Genomic DNA, 24,051 nt, shown 5'->3' with positions numbered 1-24,051 from the left:
ATCTGTAATCAGGCGTGCGACCGGAGCGGCACTGGGTTAATCGTCGAGGCGCTCTTCAAGCTGGCGCACTTCGTAGGTGAGCTTGTCGAGGAACTGCATGCGCCGCATCAGGCGTTCGGCCTGTTCGCGTTGCGCGGCATCGTCCCAACAGGCTGCGAAGCTTTCATTCAAGGTGTGCTGGGCGTCCTTCAAGCGGCGCTTGAACACCGCGACACCGGCCAGATCGGCGCTGTCCTGCAGATCTTCGAGTTCTTCGCGCCACTGCATCTGCTGCAACAGAAACTCGGGATCATGCACGGTGACTTCCAGAGGCAACTCATGACCACTGATGGCCAGCAGATAACGCGCGCGCTTGGCCGGGTTCTTGAGCGTCTGGTAAGCGTCGTTGAGGTTCGCCGACTGTTCCAGCGCGCGCCGCTGCTCTGCCTCCGAGGCATCAGCGAAGCGGTCGGGATGGACACCGCGGGCCAGCTCCAGATAACGAGCGGACAACTGCTCGATATCCAGGGAAAAGCCCGGCTGCAACTGGAACAAAGCAAAATGACAAGGAGTACCCACAAGCCGCCTCAGATGTTGAAGCTTTCGCCGCAGCCACATTCACCGCGCACGTTGGGGTTGTTGAACTTGAAGCCTTCGTTCAACCCTTCCTTGACGAAATCCAGCTCAGTGCCGTCCAGGTACGTCAGGCTTTTCGGGTCGATGATCACTTTCTGACCATGACTCTCGAACACCTGATCGTCTTCGCCCACTTCGTCGACGAATTCGAGCACGTAGGCAAGACCAGAGCAGCCCGTGGTGCGAACACCCAGGCGGATACCCTCGCCCTTGCCGCGCCCCTCAAGAGAGCGCTGCACATGCTTAGCTGCCGCTTCTGTCATCTGGATAGCCATGAAAACTCCTTACCTGTGCGCGGATCAGATCAAGCCTTTCTTCTGCTTGTAATCGCGAACGGCAGCCTTGATGGCGTCCTCGGCGAGTACCGAGCAGTGGATCTTCACTGGCGGCAGGGCCAGTTCTTCGGCCAGCTGAGTGTTCTTGATGGTTTCAGCCTCATCAAGGGTCTTGCCCTTCATCCACTCGGTGGCCAGGGAGCTGGACGCAATGGCCGAACCGCAGCCGTAGGTCTTGAACTTGGCGTCTTCGATGATGCCTTGCTCGTTGACCTTGATCTGCAGACGCATGACGTCGCCGCACGCTGGGGCGCCGACCATGCCGGTGCCAACATCAGGATCCTGCGCGTCCATCTTGCCGACGTTGCGCGGGTTTTCGTAGTGGTCGATGACCTTTTCGCTATATGCCATTTGCTTCAATCCTCATCAGTGAGCCGCTCTGGTGGCGACTTCTTCAGTGCGCCGCCCACTCGATTTTCGAGATGTCGACGCCGTCTTTGTACATGTCCCACAGCGGCGAAAGAGCACGCAGCTTGGTAACGGCCTCGCAGACTTTCTGCGCGGCGTAATCGATTTCTTCTTCGGTGGTGAAGCGGCCGAAGGTGAAGCGGATCGAGCTGTGAGCCAGTTCGTCGTTGCGGCCCAGGGCGCGCAGTACGTACGAAGGCTCGAGGGACGCCGAGGTGCATGCCGAACCGGACGACACGGCCAGATCCTTGAGCGCCATGATCAGCGACTCGCCTTCAACGTAGTTGAAGCTCAGGTTCAGGTTGTGCGGTACGCGGGCGATCATGCTGCCGTTGACGTAAAGCTCCTCGAGGTGCTCGACCTGCTTGAAGAAGCGGTCGCTCAGGGCCTTGATGCGTACGTTCTCGGCGGCCATGTCTTCCTTGGCCACACGGAAGGCTTCGCCCATGCCGACGATCTGGTGGGTCGCCAGGGTGCCGGAACGCATGCCACGCTCGTGACCGCCGCCGTGCATGGTCGCTTCGAGGCGAACACGCGGCTTGCGGCTCACGTACAGCGCGCCGATGCCTTTAGGGCCGTAGGTCTTGTGGGCGGAGAACGACATCAGGTCGACTTTGAGCTTCGACAGGTCGATGTCGACCTTGCCGGTGGACTGAGCCGCGTCGACGTGGAACAGGACGCCCTTGGAGCGGGTCAGCTCGCCGATGGCCTCGATGTCGTTGACGGTGCCGATTTCGTTGTTCACATGCATGATCGAAACCAGGATGGTGTCGTCCCGCAGTGCGGCTTCCACCATGGCCGGAGTGATGATGCCGTCTTCACCTGGCTCGATGTAGGTGACTTCGAAGCCTTCACGCTCCAGTTGGCGCATGGTGTCCAGGACAGCCTTGTGCTCGATCTTGGAGGTGATCAGGTGCTTGCCCTTGGTGTGATAGAAGTGCGCGACACCCTTGATTGCCAGGTTGTCGGACTCAGTAGCACCAGAGGTCCAGACGATTTCACGCGGGTCGGCATTGACCAGGTCAGCGACCTGGCGGCGGGCGTTTTCGACCGACTCTTCAGCTTTCCAGCCGAACACGTGGGAGCGGGACGCCGGGTTACCGAAGTTTCCGTCGACCAGCAGGCATTCACTCATCTTTTGCGCGACACGCGGATCAACCGGGGTGGTCGCAGAGTAATCAAGGTAAATCGGCAATTTCATGGACTTTCTCCTAAATCAGGCTGGCTGGCGTTCCGCTTGCTCTGCGGCGGTCATTCGACGGCGGACGCTTCAATCTTGTCCAGGTGCGGCGTCTTGCCATTGCAACGACGCTGGTCCTGACGCTGGGCTACTTCCTGCACCTCACGACGAGTTACAAGGTCAGCCAAGCTGATACCGCTAAGAAATTCGTGGATCTGCAGGCTCAGGTCGCACCACAAGTGGTGGGTCAGGCAAGTATCGCCGCCATGGCAGTCGCCAAGGCCCTGGCATTTGGTCGCATCGACCGATTCGTTCACCGCGTCGATCACCTGGGCAACCTGGATGCCCTGCATGTCGCGTGACAGCTGATAACCGCCGCCGGGGCCGCGCACACTGGAAACCAGGTTACTGCGGCGCAGCTTGGCGAACAGCTGTTCAAGGTAAGACAGGGAAATGCCCTGGCGCTCGGAGATATCGGCCAGGGACACCGGCCCGTGCTGCGCATGCAATGCCAAATCCAGCATCGCGGTCACGGCGTATCGGCCTTTTGTAGTCAGTCGCATGGACAATTACCACGGAGTTCGGAATGGGGCGAGTATGCAATTCCCGAGTATTTAAGTCAAGTATAAGACCTAGTGCTTTACTCAGGTTTACCCGCAAAAGAGCGCGCGCATCATAGCAAAGGCTGGCCAGTGGCGACCAGTGATACCGCGTTAACGTTCATCGCGAGCAGGCTCGCTCCCACAGGAGGTCTTGGGTGGCTGCACGATTTGTGTACACCACAGATCCAATGTGGGAGCGAGCCTGCTCGCGAAGGGGCCTACAGGATTTCAGCCCGCCTGACTCTGATCCTTATCCTTCACACACGCAAAATCTTCCTCGCGCAGTTCAGGCAGGTCCTTGGCGCAGTAATTACTGCCCAGGTCCTTCAGGGCGCCGCACATGCCCTCCAGGCGCCCATCGACGGCCTGCAGGTGATCGAGCAGTTGATTGATGGCACGGGCGACCGGGTCGGGCATGTCTTCGCCAACACCGTAGGCATCGAAGCCGATCTTCTCGGCCATGGCCTTGCGGCGGGCGTCCTGCTCGTCATCGGTCTTGACGATGATCCGCCCCGGAATGCCCACCACGGTTGCTCCGGCCGGCACAGCCTTGGTCACCACCGCATTGGAGCCGACTTTCGCCCCCGCTCCCACCGTGAACGGCCCGAGCACCTTGGCGCCGGCACCGACCACCACGCCGTCTTCCAGCGTCGGGTGGCGCTTGCCTTTGTTCCAGCTGGTGCCGCCGAGGGTAACGCCCTGGTAGAGCGTCACGTCATCGCCGATCTCGGCGGTTTCACCAATGACAATGCCCATGCCGTGGTCGATGAAGAACCGCCGACCGACCTTGGCGCCCGGGTGGATCTCGATTCCGGTCAGCCAGCGTCCGAAGTTGGAGACAACTCGAGCCAACCACTTCCAGCCCATGCCCCACAAGGCACTCGACAGGCGATGGATCCAGATGGCGTGCATGCCCGGGTAGCAGGTCAGCACTTCAAAGGCATTGCGCGCCGCCGGGTCACGATGGAAAACGCTTTGGATATCTTCACGCAAACGATCGAACATCTTTATTCCTTCCGCTTAATCAGCTCGCCACGGGCCGCTTTCTGGGTTTCCGTGAGGATGCCGCGCAATATATTCATCTCCGCCCGGCTGACCGAGCTTCGTCCGTACAACCGACGCAGGCGCGCCATCAAGTGCCGGGGCTTGTCCGGGTCGAGAAACTCGATGTCCACCAGGGTCTGCTCCAGGTGTTCATAGAGCCGCTCCAGCTCGTCCATGGTCGCCAGTGTCTCACTGCGCGGCGACGTGGCCTCGAATTTTTCCACCTTGCTGGGCTTGCCTTCGGCTGCCAGCCAGGCCATGCGCACTTCATAACTCAACACCTGCACCGCCGCCCCGAGGTTCAGGGAACTGAACTGCGGGTCGGAAGGGATATGCACGTGAAAGTGACATCGCTGCAGCTCTTCGTTAGTCAGGCCGGAATCTTCACGGCCAAACACAAGAGCGATCTCAGCGCCCTGCCCGGCTTCCTCGACCACTTTCGTTCCGCATTCGCGGGGGTCGAGCAGCGGCCAGGGGATACGGCGGTCGCGGGCGCTGGTGCCGAGCACCAGGTTGCAGCCCACCAGGGCGTCTTCCAGGGTGGCGACCACTTGGGCGGCTGCCAGGATGTCACCGGCGCCGGAAGCCCGGGCGTCGGCTTCGTGATGGGGAAACGAGCGTGGCTCGACCAGCACCAGCCGCGACAGGCCCATGTTCTTCATGGCCCGCGCAGCCCCGCCGATATTTCCCGGATGGCTGGTATTGACCAGGACGACACGAATGTTCTGCAACAAGGGAGGCGCTCTCGAACACGATAAAGGGAGCAAATCTTACCTAAGCACCTACCGTTAAGCTATGAAAGCGAACACCAACCTTCTCCTGGGAAAACTTTCTGATAGAATGCGCGGCTTTCTTTAACAACCTTAGGTGACACATCCATGCAGCCCATGCTGAATATCGCGCTGCGCGCCGCCCGCAGCGCCAGTGAACTGATCTTCCGCTCCATCGAGCGCCTGGATACCATCAAGGTCGATGAAAAAGACGCCAAGGACTACGTGTCCGAGGTTGATCGCGCCGCCGAACAGAAAATCGTCGACGCACTGCGCAAGGCTTACCCGAACCACTCGATCCTGGGTGAAGAGACCGGCATGCACGCCGGCACCGGCATCGAAGGCGAAGAGTACCTGTGGATCATCGATCCGCTGGACGGCACCACCAACTTCCTGCGCGGCATTCCTCATTTCGCTGTCAGCATCGCCTGCAAATACCGTGGTCGCCTGGAACACGCCGTCGTGCTGGACCCGGTTCGCCAGGAAGAATTCACCGCCAGCCGTGGCCGTGGCGCCCAGTTGAACGGTCGTCGCCTGCGCGTCAGCGGTCGCACCAGCCTGGACGGCGCCCTGCTGGGCACCGGCTTCCCGTTCCGCGATGACCAGATGGACAACCTGGACAACTACCTGGGCATGTTCCGCGCCCTGGTCGGCCAGACCGCCGGCATCCGCCGCGCGGGCGCCGCGAGCCTGGACCTGGCATATGTCGCCGCCGGTCGTTTCGATGCATTCTGGGAGTCGGGCCTGTCCGAATGGGACATGGCAGCAGGCGCCCTGCTGATCCAGGAAGCCGGTGGTTTGGTGAGCGACTTCACCGGCGGCCACGACTTCCTTGAAAAAGGCCACATCGTTGCCGGCAACACCAAATGCTTCAAGGCTGTGCTGACGGCCATCCAGCCACACCTGCCGGCTTCGTTGAAGCGCTAAGCAGCTCGGCTACAGAAAAAGCACCTTTCGGGGTGCTTTTTTTATGCCTGTCTCACACCGCTCACTGATCGTTCCCACGCTCTGCGTGGGAATGCATCCGGTGACGCTCTGCGTCACCTCTAGAAGCGGAACGCGGAGCGTCCCTGGCGGCATTCCCACGCAGAGCGTGGGAACGATCAACATTCACACCGCTATCGCGAGCAGGCTCGCTCCCACAGAGGATGGGTGGCGGGCCATAAAATGCGGGCGTAAAAAAAGCACCCCGAAGGGTGCTTCTTCATAACCGCTGGATCACTGAGCCGGTTCGTTCTGCCCCAGGATCAGTTGGCCTTCCTTGTTCACCGGGATCTGGTTGCCCGGGTCGCGGTCCATGCGGACTTTGCCTTCCTTGCCATCGACCATGTAGCGAACGTCATAACCTACAACCTTGTCGCTGATGTCATTGACCGTATTGCAGCGAGTTTGGGTGGTGGTGTAAGTGTCGCGCTCCTGCATGCCTTCCTGAATCTTGTTACCGGCATAACCGCCGCCGGCCGCACCCGCCACGGTGGCGATTTTCTTGCCGGTGCCGCCGCCGATCTGGTTACCCAACAGGCCACCGGCCACGGCGCCCAATACGGTACCGGCGATCTGGTGTTGATCCTGGACCGGCTTCTGCCGGGTCACGGTGACGTCCTTGCACACTTCACGGGGGGTCTTGATTTGTGTTTTAACCGGGTCCACGGCCAATACTTGCGCATACTCAGGGCCGCTTTTGACCAAGCTGTAGGTGGCTACCGCACCACCGGCAGTCACACCGACAGCACCCAATACCGCACCAACCAGCATCGATTTGTTCACTTGAACCTCCTGACCATCACATGCGGATTTATCCGCGCTTCTCCCAGCCTTGGAGCACAAAAAAAGGCGCGAGTTCAACTCGCGCCTTTCAGGCCGTGACGGACGGAGACCAAACCTTACGGTCGGTCGTCCACTTCCGTATCTGTGGCCACCGGGGGAATCAGATCCTCGGTGCTCAGGTTCAGCCAGATCAGCACCACGTTGGCGATGTAGATCGACGAGTAAGTACCCGCCAATACACCAATGAACAGCGCAATGGAGAAGCCGAACAGGTTGTCGCCACCGAAAATCAGCAACGCGCCGATCGCCAGCAACGTGGAGATCGACGTCGCCATGGTCCGCAGCAGGGTCTGGGTGGTCGAGATGTTGATGTTCTCGATCAGCGAGGCCTTGCGCAGCACACGGAAGTTTTCACGCACCCGGTCGAACACCACGATGGTGTCGTTGAGCGAGTAACCGATGATCGCCAGCACCGCCGCCAACACCGTCAAATCGAAGGTGATCTGGAAGAACGACAGGATGCCCACAGTCACGATCACGTCGTGGATCAGCGAGACAATCGCGCCCACCGCGAACTTCCACTGAAAGCGGAAAGCCAGGTACAGCAGGATCCCGCCCAGCGCCATCAGCATGCCGAGGCCGCCCTGGTCGCGCAGCTCTTCACCCACTTGCGGGCCGACATACTCGACACGCTTGACCTGCGCCGGGTTGTCGCCGCCGGCCTTCTGCAAGGCCTCGGCCACTTGCTGACCCAGTTGCGGGTCTTCACCCGGCATCCGCACCAGCAGGTCGGTGGTCGCGCCAAAGCTCTGCACCACAGCGTCGGTGTAACCCGAGGTCATCAGTTGCTCGCGCACCTTGGTGACATCGGCCGGACGCTCGTAGGTCAGCTCGATCAGCGTACCGCCGGTGAAATCCAGACCGTAGTTCAGGCCCTTGCTGAACCAGCTGAACAACGCCAGCAAGGTCAGCAATACAGTGACGCCGAACGCAACGTTGCGAACGCCCATGAAGTTGATTGTACGTAACATGGCAGCCCCTTAAATCCACAACTTCTTGAAGTCACGGCCACCATAAATCAGGTTGACCATTGCACGGGTCACCAGAATGGCTGTGAACATCGAGGTAAAGATCCCGAGGGACATGGTCACTGCGAAGCCCTTCACCGGGCCAGTGCCCATGGCGAAGAGAATCCCGCCCACCAGCAAGGTGGTCAGGTTGGCATCGATAATCGCAGTAAATGCCCGGCCGAAGCCTTCGTTGATTGCACGCTGGACCGACATGCCCGCGGCGATCTCTTCACGAATCCGCGAGAAGATCAGCACGTTGGCGTCCACCGCCATACCCATGGTCAACACGATACCGGCAATACCCGGCAGGGTCAGCGTAGCCCCCAGCAGCGACATCAGCGCCAGCAGCAGCACCATGTTCACCGCCAGCGCAACCGTGGCGATCAGGCCGAAGAAGCGGTAGATGGCGATGATGAACAGCGAGACAAACAGCATGCCCCACAGCGATGCATCGACACCCTTGGCAATGTTGTCGGCACCCAGGCTCGGGCCAATGGTGCGTTCTTCAGCGAAGTACATCGGCGCAGCCAGACCACCGGCACGCAGCAGCAGGGCCAGTTCCGAGGATTCACCCTGGCCATTGAGGCCGGTGATGCGGAACTGACTGCCCAGTGGCGACTGGATGGTCGCCAGGCTGATGATCTTTTTCTCTTCCTTGAACGTCTGGACCGGTACGTCTTTCTCGACACCGTTGACCACTTGCTTGGTGTAAGTGGTGGTCGGCTTCTGCTCGATGAAGATCACCGCCATGCTGCGACCGACGTTGCTGCGCGTGGCGCGGCTCATCAGTTCGCCGCCGTGGCCGTCCAGGCGAATGTTCACCTGTGGGCGACCCTGCTCGTCGAAGCCCGCCTGGGCGTCGGTCACCTGGTCACCGGTGATGATCAGGCCGCGCTCGATCTGCGCCGCCGGACGACCGCCTTCACGGAACTCGAAGCTCTCGGTGGTAGCGCGGGAAGCACCCGGTTCGGCCGCGAGACGGAATTCCAGGTTGGCGGTCTTGCCGAGGATACGCTTGGCTTCGGCAGTGTCCTGCACGCCCGGCAGCTCAACCACGATGCGGTTGGCGCCCTGGCGCTGCACGATCGGCTCGGCCACACCCAGCTCGTTGACCCGGTTACGCACCGTGGTCAAGTTCTGCTTGATGGAGTATTCGCGGATTTCCGCCAGCTTGGCCGGGGTCATCGCCAGACGCAGCACCGGCTGACCATTGAGGTCGGCTGGCACAATGTCGAAATCGTTGAAGTTCTTGCGGATCAGCGCACGGGCCTTCTCGCGTACATCTTCGTCAGTGAAACCCAGCTGAATGGCACCGTCGAGCTGCGGCAGGCTGCGATAGCGCAGGCGCTCTTTACGCAACAGGCTCTTGACGTCGCCTTCGTAGACTTTCAAGCGTGCATCCAGCGCTTTGTCCATGTCCACTTCCAGCAGGAAGTGCACACCACCGGACAAGTCCAGACCCAACTTCATCGGATGCGCACCGAGGTTGCGCAGCCATTGCGGGGTGGTCTGGGCCAGGTTCAGGGCCACGACATAGTCGTCACCGAGGGCCTTGCGCACCACGTCCTTGGCCGGCAGCTGGTCTTCAGCCTTGAGCAGACGCAACAAACCGCCCTTGCCGCCTTCGGCAATGGTCGCGGCCTTCACGTCGATACCGGACGCCTTGAGCGCTGTGCTCGCACGGTCCAGATCGGCCTGAGTGACCTGCAAGGCAGTGCTTGCGCCACTGACCTGAATGGCCGGGTCATCAGGATAAAGATTGGGAGCGGAATAAATCAGACCGACCGCCAGCACCGCCAGGATCAGTAAATATTTCCACAGAGGGTATTTGTTCAGCATCACGCCGCCCGCTTATGACGCGGGGCGCCTTGCGCGCCCCGTCGATTGAATAGAAGTTGTTACTTAGATCGCTTTCAGCGTGCCTTTTGGCAGCGTGGCCGCGATGGCGCCCTTCTGGAATTTCATTTCAACGGTGTCGGACACTTCCAGTACCACGAAGTCATCGGCCACTTTGGTGATCTTGCCAGCGATGCCGCCGGTGGTGACCACCTCATCGCCCTTTTGCAGGCTGCTGAGCAGGTTCTTCTGCTCTTTGGCACGCTTGGCCTGTGGACGCCAGATCATCAGGTAGAAGATGACCAGAAAGCCAACCAGGAAAATCCACTCGAAACCGCCACCCATTGGCGCTGCTGCAGGGGCAGCGGCATCAGCCATGGCATTAGAGATAAAAAAGCTCATTTAGCACTCCAGTTGCAAGTATTGAATCTTAGGATCGGAAAACTCAGTCCAAGGGCGGAACAGGCAACCCGCGCTTGGCATAGAAGGCATCGACAAAGGCGGCCAATGTACCCTGTTGAATAGCCTCGCGCAAACCAGCCATAAGCACCTGGTAATGGCGCAAATTGTGGATGGTATTCAACATGCTACCCAGCATTTCGCCGCACTTGTCCAAATGGTGCAGATAAGCACGGGAGAAGTTCTGGCAGGTGTAGCAATCGCAGGTCGGATCCAGCGGCGATTCATCATGGCGATGGAACGCGTTACGGATCTTCAGCACGCCTGTATCAATGAACAGATGCCCATTGCGGGCATTACGGGTTGGCATCACGCAATCGAACATGTCCACACCGCGGCGCACACCCTCAACCAGATCTTCCGGTTTGCCAACGCCCATAAGGTAACGAGGTTTGTCAGCCGGCATCTGGCCCGGCAGGTAATCGAGCACCTTGATCATTTCGTGCTTGGGTTCGCCCACCGACAGACCGCCGATGGCCAGGCCGTCGAAGCCGATCTTGTCGAGGCCTTCGAGCGAGCGCATGCGCAAATCCTGGTGCATGCCGCCCTGGACGATGCCGAACAGCGCCGCCGTGTTCTCACCATGGGCGTTCTTGGAGCGCTGGGCCCAGCGCAACGACAGCTCCATGGACACCCGCGCCACGTCTTCATCGGCCGGGTACGGCGTACATTCGTCAAAGATCATCACGATGTCCGAGCCCAGGTCGCGCTGGACCTGCATCGACTCTTCCGGCCCCATGAACACCTTGGCGCCATCCACCGGAGAAGCGAAGGTCACGCCCTCCTCCTTGATCTTGCGCATCGCGCCCAGGCTGAACACCTGGAAACCGCCGGAGTCGGTCAGAATCGGACCTTTCCATTGCATGAAATCGTGCAAGTCACCGTGGGCCTTGATCACCTCCATGCCCGGGCGCAGCCACAGGTGGAACGTGTTGCCGAGGATGATCTCCGCGCCCGTGGCCACGATGTCCCGTGGCAGCATGCCCTTGACCGTGCCGTAAGTGCCCACCGGCATGAACGCGGGGGTTTCCACCGTACCGCGGGGGAAGGTCAGACGACCGCGACGAGCCTTGCCATCGGTAGCAAGCAACTCGAAGGACATGCGACAGGTGCGACTCATACTGTTTCCTCGGGTCCGCGTGGCGCGGGGTTACGGGTGATGAACATCGCATCACCGTAGCTGAAAAAGCGGTATCCATGCTCGACGGCGGCCTTGTAGGCGGCCATGGCTTCGGAATAACCGGCGAACGCCGAAACCAGCATCAACAGCGTGGATTCAGGCAAATGAAAATTGGTGACCAGGGCATCAACCACATGAAACGGCCGGCCCGGGTAGATAAAGATGTCAGTGTCGCCACTGAACGGCTTGAGCACGCCATCGCGCGCAGCGCTTTCCAGAGACCGCACACTGGTGGTCCCCACCGCCACCACCCGCCCACCGCGCGCACGACAGGCCGCCACGGCATCGACGACTTCCTGGCTCACTTCGAGCCATTCGTTGTGCATATGGTGATCTTCGATACGCTCCACCCGCACCGGCTGAAACGTGCCGGCACCGACGTGCAACGTCACAAACGCCGTCTCCACGCCCTTGGCGGCAATCGCCTCCAGCAGCGGCTGATCAAAATGCAGCCCCGCCGTCGGCGCCGCCACCGCCCCCAAGCGCTCGGCGTACACGGTCTGATAACGCTCGCGGTCCGAACCTTCGTCCGGGCGGTCTATATAAGGAGGCAACGGCATGTGCCCGACACGGTCGAGCAGCGGCAACACCTCTTCGGCAAATTCCAGCTCGAACAACGCATCATGCCGCGCCACCATCACCGCCTCGCCGCCGCCGTCGATCAAAATCGACGAACCCGGCTTGGGCGACTTGCTCGACCGCACATGGGCCAGCACACGGTGACTGTCCAGCACCCGCTCCACCAGAATCTCCAGCTTGCCGCCGGAGGCCTTCTGGCCAAACAAACGCGCCGGAATCACCCGGGTATTGTTGAACACCATCAAATCGCCCGGGCGCAAATGCTCAAGCAAATCAGTGAATTGACGGTGAGCCATGGCACCGCTGACCCCGTCCAGGGTCAACAGTCGACTGGCGCGACGCTCGGCCAGAGGGTGGCGAGCGATCAGCGAATCAGGGAGTTCGAAGGTAAAGTCAGCAACACGCATGATGGGGTTCGTCTAGCAGGGCCGGAAAGTCTAGCGGAATTATCAAAAATTCACCATGAAACGTGATTGACCAACGGTAGGCACCTCTCTATACTTCGCCGCCATTGAGCCCTGATGGCGGAATTGGTAGACGCGGCGGATTCAAAATCCGTTTTCGAAAGGAGTGGGAGTTCGAGTCTCCCTCGGGGCACCATCTTAAAGAAAGACCTTGAAATTCAAGGTCTTTTTTTTCGCCTGCAGGAAAGTGGTATTTCGCGACTAACGCAGATCCCAACCAATCCCCCACCCGCTTTTGTGGTGGATGGATAAATCACCGCACCCTTTGTGGCGAGGGGATTTATCCCCGCTGGGCCGCGAAGCGGCCCCAAATACCAACCCCATGGTGAGGAAGAACCAGTGGTAGAGAAGAACCGGTGGGGGGGAAACCTGTGGCGAGGGAGCTTGCTCCCGCTTGAGCGCAAAGCGCTCACAAAAATATCACCGCCCCCACCGATGCTCCGATCTGCCACTGCAAAGGCATAACCCATCAACCCAGCTCCACCCCACCCTCCCCACCCAGTCACTAAGGATTTCACCCCATGGAATTGCTGCTGGAAACGGTCGCTCTTTACTCCCTCAAGCTGGCTTATGAGACGGAAGGCCACAGCCCGATTCTGCGGGATGATCCGTTGATGGGCAGTTGCGACCGTGAGGTTTTTGAGTTGTTGATACGGCGGGGCGATCTGGCTGGGATTCAGGGCGAAATCGGTCGATGCCTGGATTTAGCTTTGGGGGCGATTGGTGGGGTGGATACGGTGCTGGGCCGAGAGCTGCATCGTCTGGCTGCGGATTTCAGGGCAGTGCAGAAAATGGACGACCTTTACGCTCCGCTCATCGCGCTTCACGGTTATGTGAAAGATATTCTATAAACCGGAGCGCTCGTTCCCACGCTCCGCGTGGTAACGCATCCCGCAACGCTCTGCGTTGCAGACTAAACAGGCAGAACACACTCCTACGCAGGTAATCCATGGACGACATCATCGCAGCGATAGGCAGTTGGCTAACCGAAACCCATGAAGCGAAGCGGCGGATGGTGAGCAACCTGGAAATGCTCTTTTGGATCGCCTTCGGGATTGCCAGCGTGATCGCCGCGAAGGATCACGCTGCGAAACGTAAGGCGCTGATGACGCGAACGGAGCAGGCCTTGCCGGAGAAGGAACTCGTCGCGACGTCGTTTAGTGACGAAGAAGGTCGTGCGGTTAAATATGTTGGCACCCTGCGGCGGGTTGAGGGCGGGTATACCGTTGGACTGACTCGGGAGGCTAATGGGGAGCGCACCGAGTCGTGTAGCGAGGTGATGCCGTCGTTGGAGAGGGTTGCGGCTTATCTTACTAGCTGTACGTCGTTTGTTTTGTCGGATTTCAAAGGCTGAAAATGTCGCGGTTGTGGCTTCATTACCGTGTGGTCAGCGACGAGATTCGTGCCCCGATAATCGCATTTGGGTACATTTAGGAAAAATAAAGCATCTCTAAACCTACAATTTAACGATCTCCCTTTTCGAAATATGCCGCCTGCGGTGGGCCAAGGGTATCAACACCGCCAGTTTGAGTCTTGAGATTGGCAGGATGCCCAGAGTAGAATAACGACACCATATAGACATCAGAAGGAATTGAATTCTACATCTTAATAATTACACATCTATTATATTATTTAGCTCAGCAATCAAGACCTGCGAGCGCCGATAAACAACCTACCATACAAGACGTAAAAATCGAACTAAACTCAACATGATTTTCGAGAGCCCCTTGAACAAAAAATATTACCTTAACAATCTATTAATTTCCCTCAGCCTACTCGCACTGGGCCTAACCGTTTGGTTTTACAACGAGCCGTTATACGAAGCGGTAAACCTTAGCTATCTAGCTATATCTTTCTGCAGCGCCTTCCTTTTTCCTTTTTCCCGAAAGCTTATTGAAGATACATGCTTGCGCTTTACCAGCCGTGAGTTTTGGACAACTGGACTATTGACTGAGAGCCCCGGAAAAAACGGACTCTACGTGATATATTTATTCATATGCATGGCTACAGCAATACCTTTGGGCGGTGGCTTTTTAATATATCTTTGGATAAAGAGAGCGGCCTAAATAGACCGCTCTAATTTCTGCTATCGGCTCAAAACCGAATCAAGAGCATCGTTATACATCTTGACACGTGCATCATTAATAAACGCACTTACCAACGCCATGATGAGACCAAATGCAACAATACCCATAGGGGTGGTAACTGATAGACCGAATGCAAATGCTATCAGACCCGTCGCGGCTGCGCCGGCAAATAGAGTTTCAACTTTCAATACCGTACTGTTCCAGTCACCAGTCTCATAACCTTTTTTGATTTCGACAAGCAGATCCATGGCGTCAATAGCTTTCCCCACGTACCCAAAAGCCTTACCAAAAATATTTAGATTCTTTGCCAACTCGCCCCTATCTAACGACTCAAGAGCGTTAGCAATTGCCGTCCGATCAGTGACATTAAATTTCTTGTTCAGATTATCCTTGTACTGATCGAATGCTCGCAAAGCTTCATCAGCGCTTCGAAGTACTTTGCCTTTCGCATCCTCAGACATCTGTTGAGCTAAAGTCGACATCTGCGTGCCAAATCTCTCACTTATATCTTTGTAAAAATCAGCAGTAAATTTAATAGCATCCTTTAACTCGTCATCTGCCTTGGCCTTTTCCTCTGCCAATCGCTTAGCCTCTGCTTCGGCTTTAGCCTTCTCTTCCGCCAACCGCTTAGCTTCGGCTTTGGCTTTCTCTTCTGCCAACCGCTTAGCTTCAGCCTTGGCCTTCTCTTCCGCCGCTTGGGCTACCGCAATCTTCGTCGCGAAAGTCTTAGTTTTCGCAGTGAGAATTCTAATCTCCTCGGTTAAAACCTTAACATTGTATGCCGCAGTACCAGCCGCGATAAAAAGATTATAATATGCATCCTTATCACGACGAGAGTAAATCCTATTTGCAAAATCGACTCCGTTCTGCTTAAAGTCTTTACTTAAAAAATCCCTTCCAAAAAAAGATCTGGATTTTGCAGTATCACTCTTAGCCTCAGCTTGCTTGGCCAGCAAAAGGGCGTCAATCGAAGCCTTTTTTTTCTTCAGCCCCTGTAGCGATTCATTAACATTTGATCCAGTAGCTGCATTAATTTGAAGTTCAAGATTGGCAGGAATATTTCGCACACTGGCTTTGTATGCGTCTTCAATTGTTTTTAGGGAGCCAGCCGCCACCACAAATATGGAAACTGCCGCACTGTCGTGATCTAGATTTATTCGCAGATCACTAAGCTTGGTTATGGGGCCGACCCCCTTAACCCATGGTTGGGGTTTCGCAATGTATCCACCACCTGGTATCGGTTTGGGCGGCTGCAGCGGCGGCGGATTAGGTGTAATTATGATTGGGGGTAATTCTATGGTTCCGTTTGTAGACATGATGTTCTCCTAATATGAGATCACACTGTTGATCAGTGGGATATCAGCACTGTTAAGGTCTCTATCGAGACCTACGGCTTCCGTGCCTGTGTTGCCCTCCGCCTCTAGAGCTGGGAGCGAACAAGGCAAAAATACTGTATAAAAACACAGCAATGAAATCAACAAAAATATGCATTTATGCATAAATCAATGCATAATCGAGCTTCGTAGGCTCGCTCGATCCGTCGGCAATGCACCTGCAGAGGCACGAATATCGAGTTAGTGGCTAGTGTGGGCGGTGTTGGATAGCTGCGGTTGGGGGGCCGTAGAAGCTATCGATTCGAAATACCGGGGTCAGGAGAAATACATCTGCCCCTAATTCCACTCGATTCCTCGTACTGGATGAAATTGGCATGTGCAACCCGCGCATCATCGATGAAATGGTGTACATGCTCGGTAATGGCACCGAAGGCTCGTGCCAATGACCGAGGACAAGCGGGCCGACAGGTACAAGAGTGGCGGTTGCTGTTTCTCTCGACGGGCGAGAAGACGTTGGCGCAGCACATGGCCGAGGCAAACAAGGAGCTGAAAGCCGGTATGGAGGTGCGCATGCTCGCCGTGCCAGCGGACGCCAGTAAAGGTCTCGGGATGTTCGACGTGTTGAGTGGCTTCGACGACGCAGCGGCCCTCTCTGACGCGCTCAAGGCGCGGGTAGCCAAATACTACGGCACGCCACTCACCGCCTTCTTGGCGGCCCTTTGTGAGCCCGGGAAGATGCACGGATGGTCAACGATTCTTCGCCGTACTCTGGAAGGCTTCGTCGCCAAAGCCCTTCCCGCCTCGGCCAGTGGGCAGGCACACCGAGCCGCTGCACGCTTTGGGCTGGCCGCAGCAGCCGGAGAACTGGCGACCGCACTCGGCATCACCGGCTGGCCCGACGGCACCGCGACCACAGCGGCACGCGTGTGCCTGAGCGCGTGGCTGAATGAGCGTGGCGGCGCCGGAAACCTTGAAGGCGATGCGATTTTGGCCCGTCTGCGCCAGATCATCGAGCGCTTTGGTGAAAGCCGCTTCACGCGCTGGGAAACCGCCGCCGCGAAGATCGATGAGCACGGGCCACGCACTATTGACCGGCTGGGCTTTCGCAAGACCCTGGAGCACGGCATGGGCGACACCATGCACACCACCCACACCTACTACGTACTGCCCGAGGCATGGCGATCCGAGATATTTCGGGGCATGAACATCAACGCCGTGAACAAGGAACTGCTGCACCGGGGTGTGCTGGAACCTGGTAGCGATGGCAAGGCATCGAGCTTGGTCCGGTTGCCCGGCCTGGGTCCGCAACGCTGCTACATCGTGAAGACGATACCGGGAACGGATGAGAGCGAGGCTCGGGCTGCCTGACGGCCTCCCTACTGATCGAGGTAGCGCCGGCTGATTCCCGGCCTCGCCAGCCGCTCAACCCAACCCAATCGAATTACACAGAGACGAAACAATGAACGACATCCAAAAACTGAAAGACCGCCGTGAACAACTGACCTCCGAAGTGGAACGCCTGCGAGCCGAATTCTTGCACTATGAGACCGCTCTAGCCGCCCCCGAGTCTATCCAGCGAGGCCGGGAGCGGGACGTGCAGGATCAGTACGCCGACCGGAAAAGAAAATGTGATTCACTGGACTTTGAAATCAATCAGTTAAATCAAAAAATTGTTCGACGCGAAAACATCGCCAATCACGAAACCCTGATGGCGGGCTACCGCGACGCCATGGCGACGTGGAAAGCCGACGAGCACGAGCTCAACGAAAAGCGCCAGAGTGTCAGCACACGCCTGAATGAAATCCGTCAGCAAGCCACAGACGAAATGGCGAAGGCTCGTCAGGCCGAGACAGAAGCGGCGACTGCCTATGCCCAGGCTGTCGCGTGGGGCGACACAGATGGCGAGAAGACGGCTAATGCTGACGCCCAAAAAGCCGCGAAAACCCTCGCGACTGTAGCCGAGCACAACCGTCGTCAGCAGTTGATCATCAGCGCTCTGGAACAAGAGCTGGACACCATCGACCAGCACATCGCTGAAGCGCAGCGAGAACACCAGAAGATTGAGAAAAACGCGCTACACCTCGCCAACGCCGTGCTTGAAGAGAAGTGGAATGAGGCCGCTCAAGCGTTGCTTGATGTAGGCGGAAAACTTTGCGCAGCGCGTCGAATGATCGACCGAGATCCGGTTGCGCTGCTCAAGCTCAACGTTCCAGAGCAAGGCGAAAATTTCAGCAGTTGGGACTGGAGTGACCTGTCGGAGCGCTCAGTGCGGTACAAGGTGCAAGACGTGCTGGCTTTGTAACGACCTGCCCCACCTGAAACAGCCTACGCGTGTGGGCTGTTTAAACACTGCCCAAGGATCAGCACTATGAACACTGCCACGCAGAACAGCCCCAGTCGTACCGAAACACTGAAGGCCAGGAAAACCCATCTGAGCAGCCTGCTCAAGCTCATGGGTTCTCGCTGGGGGAAAAGCACAGCAATACAAAGCCTCACCGCCAACGCGATCAAAGCAGAGCTGAGCCTCATCGATCAGCAATTGAAGCACCGGAGTTAACGCACGTGGAAGCCTATCCGGCTTCCGCTGCCCGCTCTATAGGTAATTGGTTGAGCCGACAGGTTTAACTGTTCAGTCCCACCCTCACATTTAAAAGGGCAGCTTTCGGCCGATTCTGTTGAAAAAGTCGGCCATGGTTTCCACGGTAGAAAAGTACGCGCCTGAGATTGAAATCTTTACATTGAGCAGAGGAATCCGGGCTCAGATTTCGCGTAGCGGCGCGCAAAAAAGGCGTTTTCAGCGGTCAGTATGCGGGGAGTCTGGAAGAACCGACTTTTTCAACAGAATCGGCCAAAAGCGGACTGTCGATTCTGATCACGATAAACCCAATCAATCCGATCCTGGCTACACGAATTCGGATGCAGACCAGTGGAGCGATTTTTTTCATTCACCAGGCCGGATTCGATAGATCAGCCATGCTTTGGCCAAGCTCCTATGAGAAGATTCGTGATAGCTTTCTCTTAATGACGACGGTGGCTACCCCCTTATCTGAAAGGACGCAACGATGATCAAATGCTTTCTATCACACAGCTCCCATGACAAGAAGCATTACGTCCGTGAGGTTGCTAGAAGAATGAAGAAAGAGGTCAAGGTTTTCGACGAGGAAACTTTCGAGGAGGGTATGTCCCCAATAGAGGAAATAATCAAAGGTCTCGACGAAAGCTCATTATTCGTGTTGTTCATCTCGGAGCAAGCATTAGAAACCCCGTGGGTTAAGCTTGAACTTGAAAAGGCCAAGAGCCTACTTGATGAGGAAAAACTTGCACGAATATACCCTATAATAATTGACCCAAATATTACCTACGCCGACGCTCGCATACCGGACTGGATGAGAGCAGATTTAAATATTCAGCCAATATTGAAACCTTCTGTTGCTGCCAGACGTATAAACACTCGCCTGACTGAACTTTCTTGGGCGTTTCATCCGCGATTAAAAGAGCGTCAACAAATTTTTGTCGGTAGGAACGAACAGATCAAGGAGATCGAGGAGCGACTTGATGACTTCTCCAAAAAAACGCCCGTCGTTTTAATATCATCTGGCTTGCCCTCTATCGGAAGGAAAAGTTTGCTGCAGCATGCGTTGCGCAAATCAAACTTAGTAAGGGAGTCCTATGAATGCCCTATAATATCGCTGAGTCCGTTAGATGGAATTGAAGACTTTATCTTAAAAATTTGTGATTTGGGTTTTATTGGTGACGGGGACATCCTTCAGCGTCTTAATGGCTCATTCGCTGAAAAGTTAGCGTTAGCGAAGGAAGTGGCCTCTCAGATAGTTTTTGAGAAAGAACGGATATTAATTGAGGATCGGGGTGTTCTTTTTCAAGGTAATGGTGATGTGGTGGACTGGTTTGAGGAGGTTGTACAATCAATCTCCCCAACTGAGCACTTAACATTTGTTGTAGCTAGCCAGTTTCGTTCAAAGGCGTCGCTCAATCGCCTGAACCCTATGTTTTATTCTATCCCATTAGGTGAAATGACTCCTGCGGAGCGAAACGGCCTCTTAACTCGTTATGCAAAATTTGAAGGTCTCGAGATTTCAAAGGCAGAGTATGGTTTTTTCTCGGATCTTTTAACTGGATATCCGGAGCAGGTACTTTATGCTATTCATCAAATCCGTGATCTTGGGCTATTTAAAGCAAAAAAAGAATCACACCTGATTCAGCAATATGGTGCTGACAAAGCAAAAGTGGTAATGGACGAGTTTGTCGGCGATGAAGTTATTCTAAATTTTATTTACCTGCTATGTAAGTTTGAGTTTATAAGCTATGACGTTTTATTTGATATAGCTGATGAGTCCGTGTACTTTCCGATCTTAGAAAGGCTTATTTCCTCTTCGGTTTGTGAGCGCATGGGGGCGGCAGCGGAATATCTAAGGGTGAACGAGGTAATAAGGGACTATGTGAGTCGAAGTCGATTTGGGACTTTGACGGGTTTCGAATCTAAAATCAAGGAGCACATTTCCTCTTTTTTGGAACGATATGAAGATGATAATTACGATATATCGGATTATATATTTTCAGCACAGGAGTCTCTTAGGCAAGGCAGTGGTATCCCGGATGATCTTATTATTCCGTCCGCCTTCGTAAAAACCATCAAAAAGCTTTACGACGAAGATCGCAACTATCAAGAGGCTATTCTCCTGGCCGATAGAGTACTTCAGCGCGAACGATATATGCACTCTAATACTGTGAATCATATTAGATTCATCAAGTGCCAGTGTCTGGCGCGCACTAGGAATTCAAATTTTTTCTCCGAAGTACGAAGCGTGCCAGAGCCAGACAGGTCATTTCTGCACGGTTTCTACTATCGATTGGCCGGCGATTATGTGAAGGCTGAAGAAAGCCTGACTCGTACATTGAACCAAAAAGGAAGAAGAGATCCGCGTGTTGTCGGAGAGCTAGTACTTGTCTATATGCAAAGTGACGAGTATGACTTGGCTTTCGACTTATCTAGAGAGCAATATAGAGGGCGGCCGGGCAATCTGATAAATGCTAATAATTATTTTGCCTGTTTGATAATCAAAGAACACACCGCTGAAAACAGAGCCGAACTTGAGAATATTATGAGTAGGCTGGGCTTTGACGGTTCCGATCGCGCACAAGAAATATTAAGTTCAGCTAGAGCTCGCATGCTTGCATATTACGATGGTGATGAGGTCGGCAGTATGGACTTGATTGAAGAGTCAATTCACCGCTTTTCAAACATCGACTACCCTATCCTGACCAAAGCTGAGCTTGCTGTTCACTTTCGAAATAAAACCAAACTTAAAGAGGCAGTTGATAGGCTTGAAAAATCCATAGGCCGCAATGCTCAAACCTACCGAACGTTTGTTAGATTTAAAGCAACTCTTTTGGCTATGGAAGGTAATGTGTCTCAAGCAAAAACACTGGTCAACAAAGAGCTTAAAGGATTAATTGGAACATCCTTGCAGCGATTGAATGAGCGACTTGAATACATCGGCTCTAAGTAACCATTTAATAACTCAACAAACTAGAGCTAAAAAATGGACGCCGGGCTAGACATATTAGATTGATCGACGTGTAACAACGCGACCAGCGGGTCTCTGATTTAAATGATCATCTGACGTTTGTGGGGCTTCGGCTGAATTCAGCCAAAGCTTCACATCAACTAACGCGGTAGATCGAATACAGCCCCTATCACAGCAACGGCCAGCCTTGCTTTGCCCGCACGGAACGGGACAAACCCAAATCCATAGTCTAATTCTGCCCCCATAATAATGTCCGCTATTGGCCGATTCTGTTGAAAAAGTCGACCACCGTTTCCACGGCAGAAAAGTACGCGCCTGAGATTGAAATCTTTATTTTGAGCAGAGGGTTCCGGGCTCAGATTTCACGTAGCTGCGCGTAAAAAAGGCATTTTCAGCAGTCAGTACGTGGGCAGTCTGGGAGGACCGGCTTTTTCAACAGTATCGGCCGATTGCTGCCTGTCGCAGAAAGCCCCATAGGCGACGTTCGTCGATTGAACAACGGCATCGATGGCTGGGCCGTTGAACGTCAGGGACCTGAAACCTGGGTCGAGAGCTACCCGCTATGATAGATAGCTCTAGACCATGGCGGCATTTGTAACGGAAGCCGCTAGCGAATATTCACGCTACGCCTGCTAGCGGAATTCGCGCTATGGGCTATCGTTTGTGCCAGCATATTGGAATCACGATCTGAAGCGCAGGTGATTTCGAGGCCAATAAGGATGGGCTGCGGTGTTTTCAAAAGCTGATGGCTCGGTACAGCCGCTACTTAATCATCTCTTGGGCGAGCAGCTACAAACGGAAGGTTTACGACATGTCTAGATGTACAGCACCGGTACATGGTCATCGTTCGGCAAGCGCAAGGGCAGCGTGTCCCGCATGTGGCAGCGGATATAGCGGGTACGGATCGCGATCGTATTCATCCTCGTCCTACGCACCATCCTATTCGTCCCCGTCTCATGGCGGGGGTGGTCGCAGTAGCGGCGGTTCATCCAGCAGCGCAAAGCCGCGCTGGTCGAAACCCGGATCCTCTGTGGCCTACACCTCCGCCGAGGTACGAACGCTCACGCCGGTACGCGAAAATGTCGAGAGGCGTGCGACAGTACCTGATCTACGTGACGTCTTTCTTTGTCACGCCTGGGACGACCGGAAAGGATCCGCGAAGGAGCTGCATGATGTACTCGAATCGCTCGGTGTTTCCGTTTGGTTCAGCGAGAAAGATGTCCTTCTAGGCTCTTCGTTACTGCGTGAAATTGATAAGGGATTGGCGAAGTCTCGAGTAGGAATTGTGCTGGTCACCCCTGCTTTGCTGCGCCGCCTAGCAGCCGAAGGCATCGCCGACAAAGAGCTTTCCGCGCTCCTCGCAAGGGATCTGCTGGTTCCCATCATTCACGACACAACATACGAATCGCTGCGCGAAGTCAGTCCTCTACTCGGTTCGAGAAGCGGCCTGAGCACTACTGAAGATACGTTTGCAGATATTGCGGCCAAGCTTTCCGAGTTGGTCGCCCCGTAGCTTCACTGTCCATGCTTACGGCTTTGCTTACAGACCCGTTATCAATCGAAGGAGTTGAACACATGAGTATTAAACCCGGCCCCAAACCGATCGCTGAATCCACCGGCAAAAAGGACCAGCGCCGTCGTGTTACTGAAGAAAACAAACCCAAACATCCTGATCTGGAAGTACATAAACACAAAAAAAGTGACTGACCTTAAAAGCAGTGAGAGGGGGGCGAGTCACGTAGGTTAGGCAGCTTCTGGTCGAAAGCAGACTTGAGCCCTGATACAGTTTGGGCTGCTACCCCTTTTTTGCGTGAATGAGACGGACAGCTAATGCCGTGAGCGCTTGTTTTTTAGCTTGGACTATACTTTATCCTAAGCTGTGCGCATTTCAGCCCACCCCCTATCTCAAGCAGCTGAGGTTGATTATGAATCTTGATAAGCACTCCCGTACTATTACCCTACAGTGCCCGACTTGTGGAGGCTCATCTTTTGAATTTGAAACGATTGAAAGCCCTGAAGTCAAATGCGTTCAGTGCGAGAGAGTAATTCAGCGCGATGAGCTTTTGCGCGAGAATAGTGAAACCATTCAGGAGAATTTAAATGAAGTAACATCAAACGTTTCAAAAGATATTACCGACCAGGTTAGAAAGACTTTGAAAGATGCTTTCAAGGGCAACAAGAATATAAAATTCAAATGATTAATTTTGTAGTCGATTCCGGAGATATAATTGCAGGAATTGCATTATTTTTTTCAATTTATGCAACATTCAAAACTATTAAGTTTAACAATCGGCAGCAAAAGCTGATTCTTACACAAGAGAAACTTAATCAGTTGCTGCTTGAGAAAGAAACCACAGTAATTGAGTTCGAAAAGCAAGCTGAACTCGGCGCGTCCTTTCTAAAACTGGGAAGCAACAAATATCGATTGAAGATTTGGAATAAAGGTAAGGCACTCGCACAGAATGTCTCAATAGAGTTCCCTGAAGGAAATGAAGTTATTTCAGAGCACGAGATCAATGAAAAGTTTCCGCTACAGTTCCTTGATGTTCATCAGGCAGTTGAACTCATTGCATTCGTGGGCCTCAGCACCAAGTCGAAGCACCTTGTAAAACTTGAATGGTCGGACGGGAGAATGCAGAGAGTTGAAAAGCTCATATGGGTAACGATCTAACAATCGCAACTTAAAGAAGTCTGCGAATGACCGCTTTTGGCCCAGGCTGTGGAAAAACGCTTCGCCAAAATTAAAGTATTCGCGTCTACGTTAAATCTGAAATT

At 55.0% G+C, this 24,051-nt stretch carries 25 protein-coding genes, 1 tRNA gene and 1 pseudogene; 13 read left to right on the top strand and 14 right to left on the bottom strand.

The genetic code is table 11. The features are described from left to right. Positions 1 to 36 precede the first annotated feature (36 nt). The 7 genes from hscB to trmJ all read right to left on the bottom strand — a co-directional run bounded on the left by hscB (position 37) and on the right by trmJ (position 4,918). On the bottom strand, positions 37 to 558 hold the full coding sequence (gene hscB, locus CRX69_RS03255) for a co-chaperone HscB (RefSeq protein ID WP_107321537.1): 522 nt from the start codon (positions 556 to 558) through the stop codon (positions 37 to 39). A gap of 8 nt (positions 559 to 566) precedes the next feature. Then, the gene (iscA, locus tag CRX69_RS03250) at positions 567 to 890 is read right to left on the bottom strand and encodes an iron-sulfur cluster assembly protein IscA (RefSeq protein WP_047227471.1); all 324 of its coding nucleotides are present in this window, start codon (positions 888 to 890) and stop codon (positions 567 to 569) included. A gap of 24 nt (positions 891 to 914) precedes the next feature. Continuing rightward, complete coding sequence (gene iscU / locus CRX69_RS03245; RefSeq protein ID WP_003185157.1) at positions 915 to 1,301, bottom strand: Fe-S cluster assembly scaffold IscU; 387 nt, start codon at positions 1,299 to 1,301, stop codon at positions 915 to 917. Between the two features lie 43 nt (positions 1,302 to 1,344). Continuing rightward, positions 1,345 to 2,559 (bottom strand): IscS subfamily cysteine desulfurase, encoded by a 1,215-nt coding sequence (locus tag CRX69_RS03240; RefSeq protein WP_047227470.1) that lies wholly within the window; start codon positions 2,557 to 2,559, stop codon positions 1,345 to 1,347. A gap of 50 nt (positions 2,560 to 2,609) precedes the next feature. Beyond that, complete coding sequence (gene iscR / locus CRX69_RS03235) at positions 2,610 to 3,101, bottom strand: Fe-S cluster assembly transcriptional regulator IscR (protein WP_047227469.1); 492 nt, start codon at positions 3,099 to 3,101, stop codon at positions 2,610 to 2,612. 267 nt (positions 3,102 to 3,368) lie between these two features. Beyond that, positions 3,369 to 4,145: a serine O-acetyltransferase gene (cysE, locus tag CRX69_RS03230; protein WP_047227468.1), complete on the bottom strand. Its 777-nt coding sequence runs from the start codon at positions 4,143 to 4,145 to the stop codon at positions 3,369 to 3,371. A 2-nt stretch (positions 4,146 to 4,147) separates the two neighbouring features. Continuing rightward, on the bottom strand, positions 4,148 to 4,918 hold the full coding sequence (trmJ, locus tag CRX69_RS03225) for a tRNA (cytosine(32)/uridine(32)-2'-O)-methyltransferase TrmJ (RefSeq protein ID WP_047227467.1): 771 nt from the start codon (positions 4,916 to 4,918) through the stop codon (positions 4,148 to 4,150). Positions 4,919 to 5,062: 144 nt separating this feature from the next. On the opposite strand from trmJ, the gene suhB reads away from it, so the two are divergent. Beyond that, complete coding sequence (gene suhB / locus CRX69_RS03220) at positions 5,063 to 5,881, top strand: type III secretion system regulator SuhB (RefSeq protein ID WP_003185165.1); 819 nt, start codon at positions 5,063 to 5,065, stop codon at positions 5,879 to 5,881. Between the two features lie 291 nt (positions 5,882 to 6,172). Here the strand turns inward: suhB and CRX69_RS03215 are convergent, their stop codons facing one another. From CRX69_RS03215 to queA, 6 genes are all read right to left on the bottom strand, one after another. After that, entirely contained in the window at positions 6,173 to 6,721 is a 549-nt protein-coding gene (locus CRX69_RS03215; RefSeq protein ID WP_107321536.1) for a glycine zipper 2TM domain-containing protein, read from the bottom strand. A 116-nt stretch (positions 6,722 to 6,837) separates the two neighbouring features. Beyond that, entirely contained in the window at positions 6,838 to 7,752 is a 915-nt protein-coding gene (gene secF / locus CRX69_RS03210; RefSeq protein WP_047227465.1) for a protein translocase subunit SecF, read from the bottom strand. A 9-nt stretch (positions 7,753 to 7,761) separates the two neighbouring features. Beyond that, entirely contained in the window at positions 7,762 to 9,630 is a 1,869-nt protein-coding gene (secD, locus tag CRX69_RS03205; protein ID WP_107321535.1) for a protein translocase subunit SecD, read from the bottom strand. Positions 9,631 to 9,693: 63 nt separating this feature from the next. Further along, entirely contained in the window at positions 9,694 to 10,029 is a 336-nt protein-coding gene (gene yajC, locus CRX69_RS03200; RefSeq protein WP_007956696.1) for a preprotein translocase subunit YajC, read from the bottom strand. Positions 10,030 to 10,072: 43 nt separating this feature from the next. After that, on the bottom strand, positions 10,073 to 11,188 hold the full coding sequence (gene tgt / locus CRX69_RS03195) for a tRNA guanosine(34) transglycosylase Tgt (RefSeq protein WP_160891620.1): 1,116 nt from the start codon (positions 11,186 to 11,188) through the stop codon (positions 10,073 to 10,075). A gap of 14 nt (positions 11,189 to 11,202) precedes the next feature. After that, on the bottom strand, positions 11,203 to 12,252 hold the full coding sequence (gene queA / locus CRX69_RS03190; RefSeq protein ID WP_107321534.1) for a tRNA preQ1(34) S-adenosylmethionine ribosyltransferase-isomerase QueA: 1,050 nt from the start codon (positions 12,250 to 12,252) through the stop codon (positions 11,203 to 11,205). A 108-nt stretch (positions 12,253 to 12,360) separates the two neighbouring features. Between queA and CRX69_RS03185 the strand changes: the two genes are divergently transcribed. From CRX69_RS03185 to CRX69_RS28185, 4 genes are all read left to right on the top strand, one after another. Next, positions 12,361 to 12,445 (top strand) — tRNA-Leu (locus CRX69_RS03185). Between the two features lie 385 nt (positions 12,446 to 12,830). After that, entirely contained in the window at positions 12,831 to 13,160 is a 330-nt protein-coding gene (locus CRX69_RS03180) for a hypothetical protein (RefSeq protein WP_107321533.1), read from the top strand. A 98-nt stretch (positions 13,161 to 13,258) separates the two neighbouring features. Next, positions 13,259 to 13,663 carry a hypothetical protein gene (locus CRX69_RS03175; RefSeq protein WP_107321532.1) on the top strand — a complete coding sequence of 135 codons (405 nt, stop codon included), beginning with the start codon at positions 13,259 to 13,261 and terminating at the stop codon, positions 13,661 to 13,663. Between the two features lie 355 nt (positions 13,664 to 14,018). After that, the gene (locus CRX69_RS28185) at positions 14,019 to 14,375 is read left to right on the top strand and encodes a colicin E1 family microcin immunity protein (RefSeq protein ID WP_107321531.1); all 357 of its coding nucleotides are present in this window, start codon (positions 14,019 to 14,021) and stop codon (positions 14,373 to 14,375) included. Positions 14,376 to 14,395: 20 nt separating this feature from the next. Here CRX69_RS28185 and CRX69_RS03165 read toward each other — a convergent pair whose 3' ends face one another. Continuing rightward, entirely contained in the window at positions 14,396 to 15,712 is a 1,317-nt protein-coding gene (locus tag CRX69_RS03165; RefSeq protein ID WP_107321530.1) for a colicin-like pore-forming protein, read from the bottom strand. A gap of 365 nt (positions 15,713 to 16,077) precedes the next feature. Here CRX69_RS03165 and CRX69_RS03160 point away from each other — a divergent pair. The 8 genes and pseudogenes from CRX69_RS03160 to CRX69_RS03125 form a co-directional block, all read left to right on the top strand. Beyond that, positions 16,078 to 17,098, top strand: a pseudogene (locus tag CRX69_RS03160) (DUF927 domain-containing protein); the annotation flags it as partial. 91 nt (positions 17,099 to 17,189) lie between these two features. After that, on the top strand, positions 17,190 to 18,032 hold the full coding sequence (locus CRX69_RS03155; protein WP_107321529.1) for a coiled-coil domain-containing protein: 843 nt from the start codon (positions 17,190 to 17,192) through the stop codon (positions 18,030 to 18,032). 66 nt (positions 18,033 to 18,098) lie between these two features. Further along, positions 18,099 to 18,287: a hypothetical protein gene (locus tag CRX69_RS03150; RefSeq protein ID WP_107321528.1), complete on the top strand. Its 189-nt coding sequence runs from the start codon at positions 18,099 to 18,101 to the stop codon at positions 18,285 to 18,287. A gap of 505 nt (positions 18,288 to 18,792) precedes the next feature. Further along, positions 18,793 to 21,258, top strand: coding sequence for a toll/interleukin-1 receptor domain-containing protein (locus CRX69_RS03140; RefSeq protein WP_107321526.1), 2,466 nt, complete (start codon positions 18,793 to 18,795; stop codon positions 21,256 to 21,258). Between the two features lie 1,048 nt (positions 21,259 to 22,306). After that, positions 22,307 to 22,789: a toll/interleukin-1 receptor domain-containing protein gene (locus CRX69_RS03135; RefSeq protein WP_240539583.1), complete on the top strand. Its 483-nt coding sequence runs from the start codon at positions 22,307 to 22,309 to the stop codon at positions 22,787 to 22,789. A gap of 62 nt (positions 22,790 to 22,851) precedes the next feature. Then, on the top strand, positions 22,852 to 22,983 hold the full coding sequence (locus CRX69_RS28050) for a hypothetical protein (RefSeq protein WP_275112858.1): 132 nt from the start codon (positions 22,852 to 22,854) through the stop codon (positions 22,981 to 22,983). A 218-nt stretch (positions 22,984 to 23,201) separates the two neighbouring features. Further along, complete coding sequence (locus tag CRX69_RS03130; RefSeq protein ID WP_107321525.1) at positions 23,202 to 23,474, top strand: ECs_2282 family putative zinc-binding protein; 273 nt, start codon at positions 23,202 to 23,204, stop codon at positions 23,472 to 23,474. Then, the gene (locus tag CRX69_RS03125; RefSeq protein WP_240539582.1) at positions 23,471 to 23,947 is read left to right on the top strand and encodes a hypothetical protein; all 477 of its coding nucleotides are present in this window, start codon (positions 23,471 to 23,473) and stop codon (positions 23,945 to 23,947) included. The genes CRX69_RS03130 and CRX69_RS03125 overlap by 4 nt, the downstream gene beginning before the upstream one ends. Positions 23,948 to 24,051 lie beyond the last annotated feature (104 nt).

The sequence above is a fragment of the Pseudomonas rhizophila genome, assembly GCF_003033885.1.
In the GTDB taxonomy this organism is placed as follows: Bacteria; Pseudomonadota; Gammaproteobacteria; order Pseudomonadales; family Pseudomonadaceae; genus Aquipseudomonas; species Aquipseudomonas rhizophila.
Note: the sequence above shows the minus strand (reverse complement) of the source record. Positions and strands in the feature narration are given on the sequence as shown.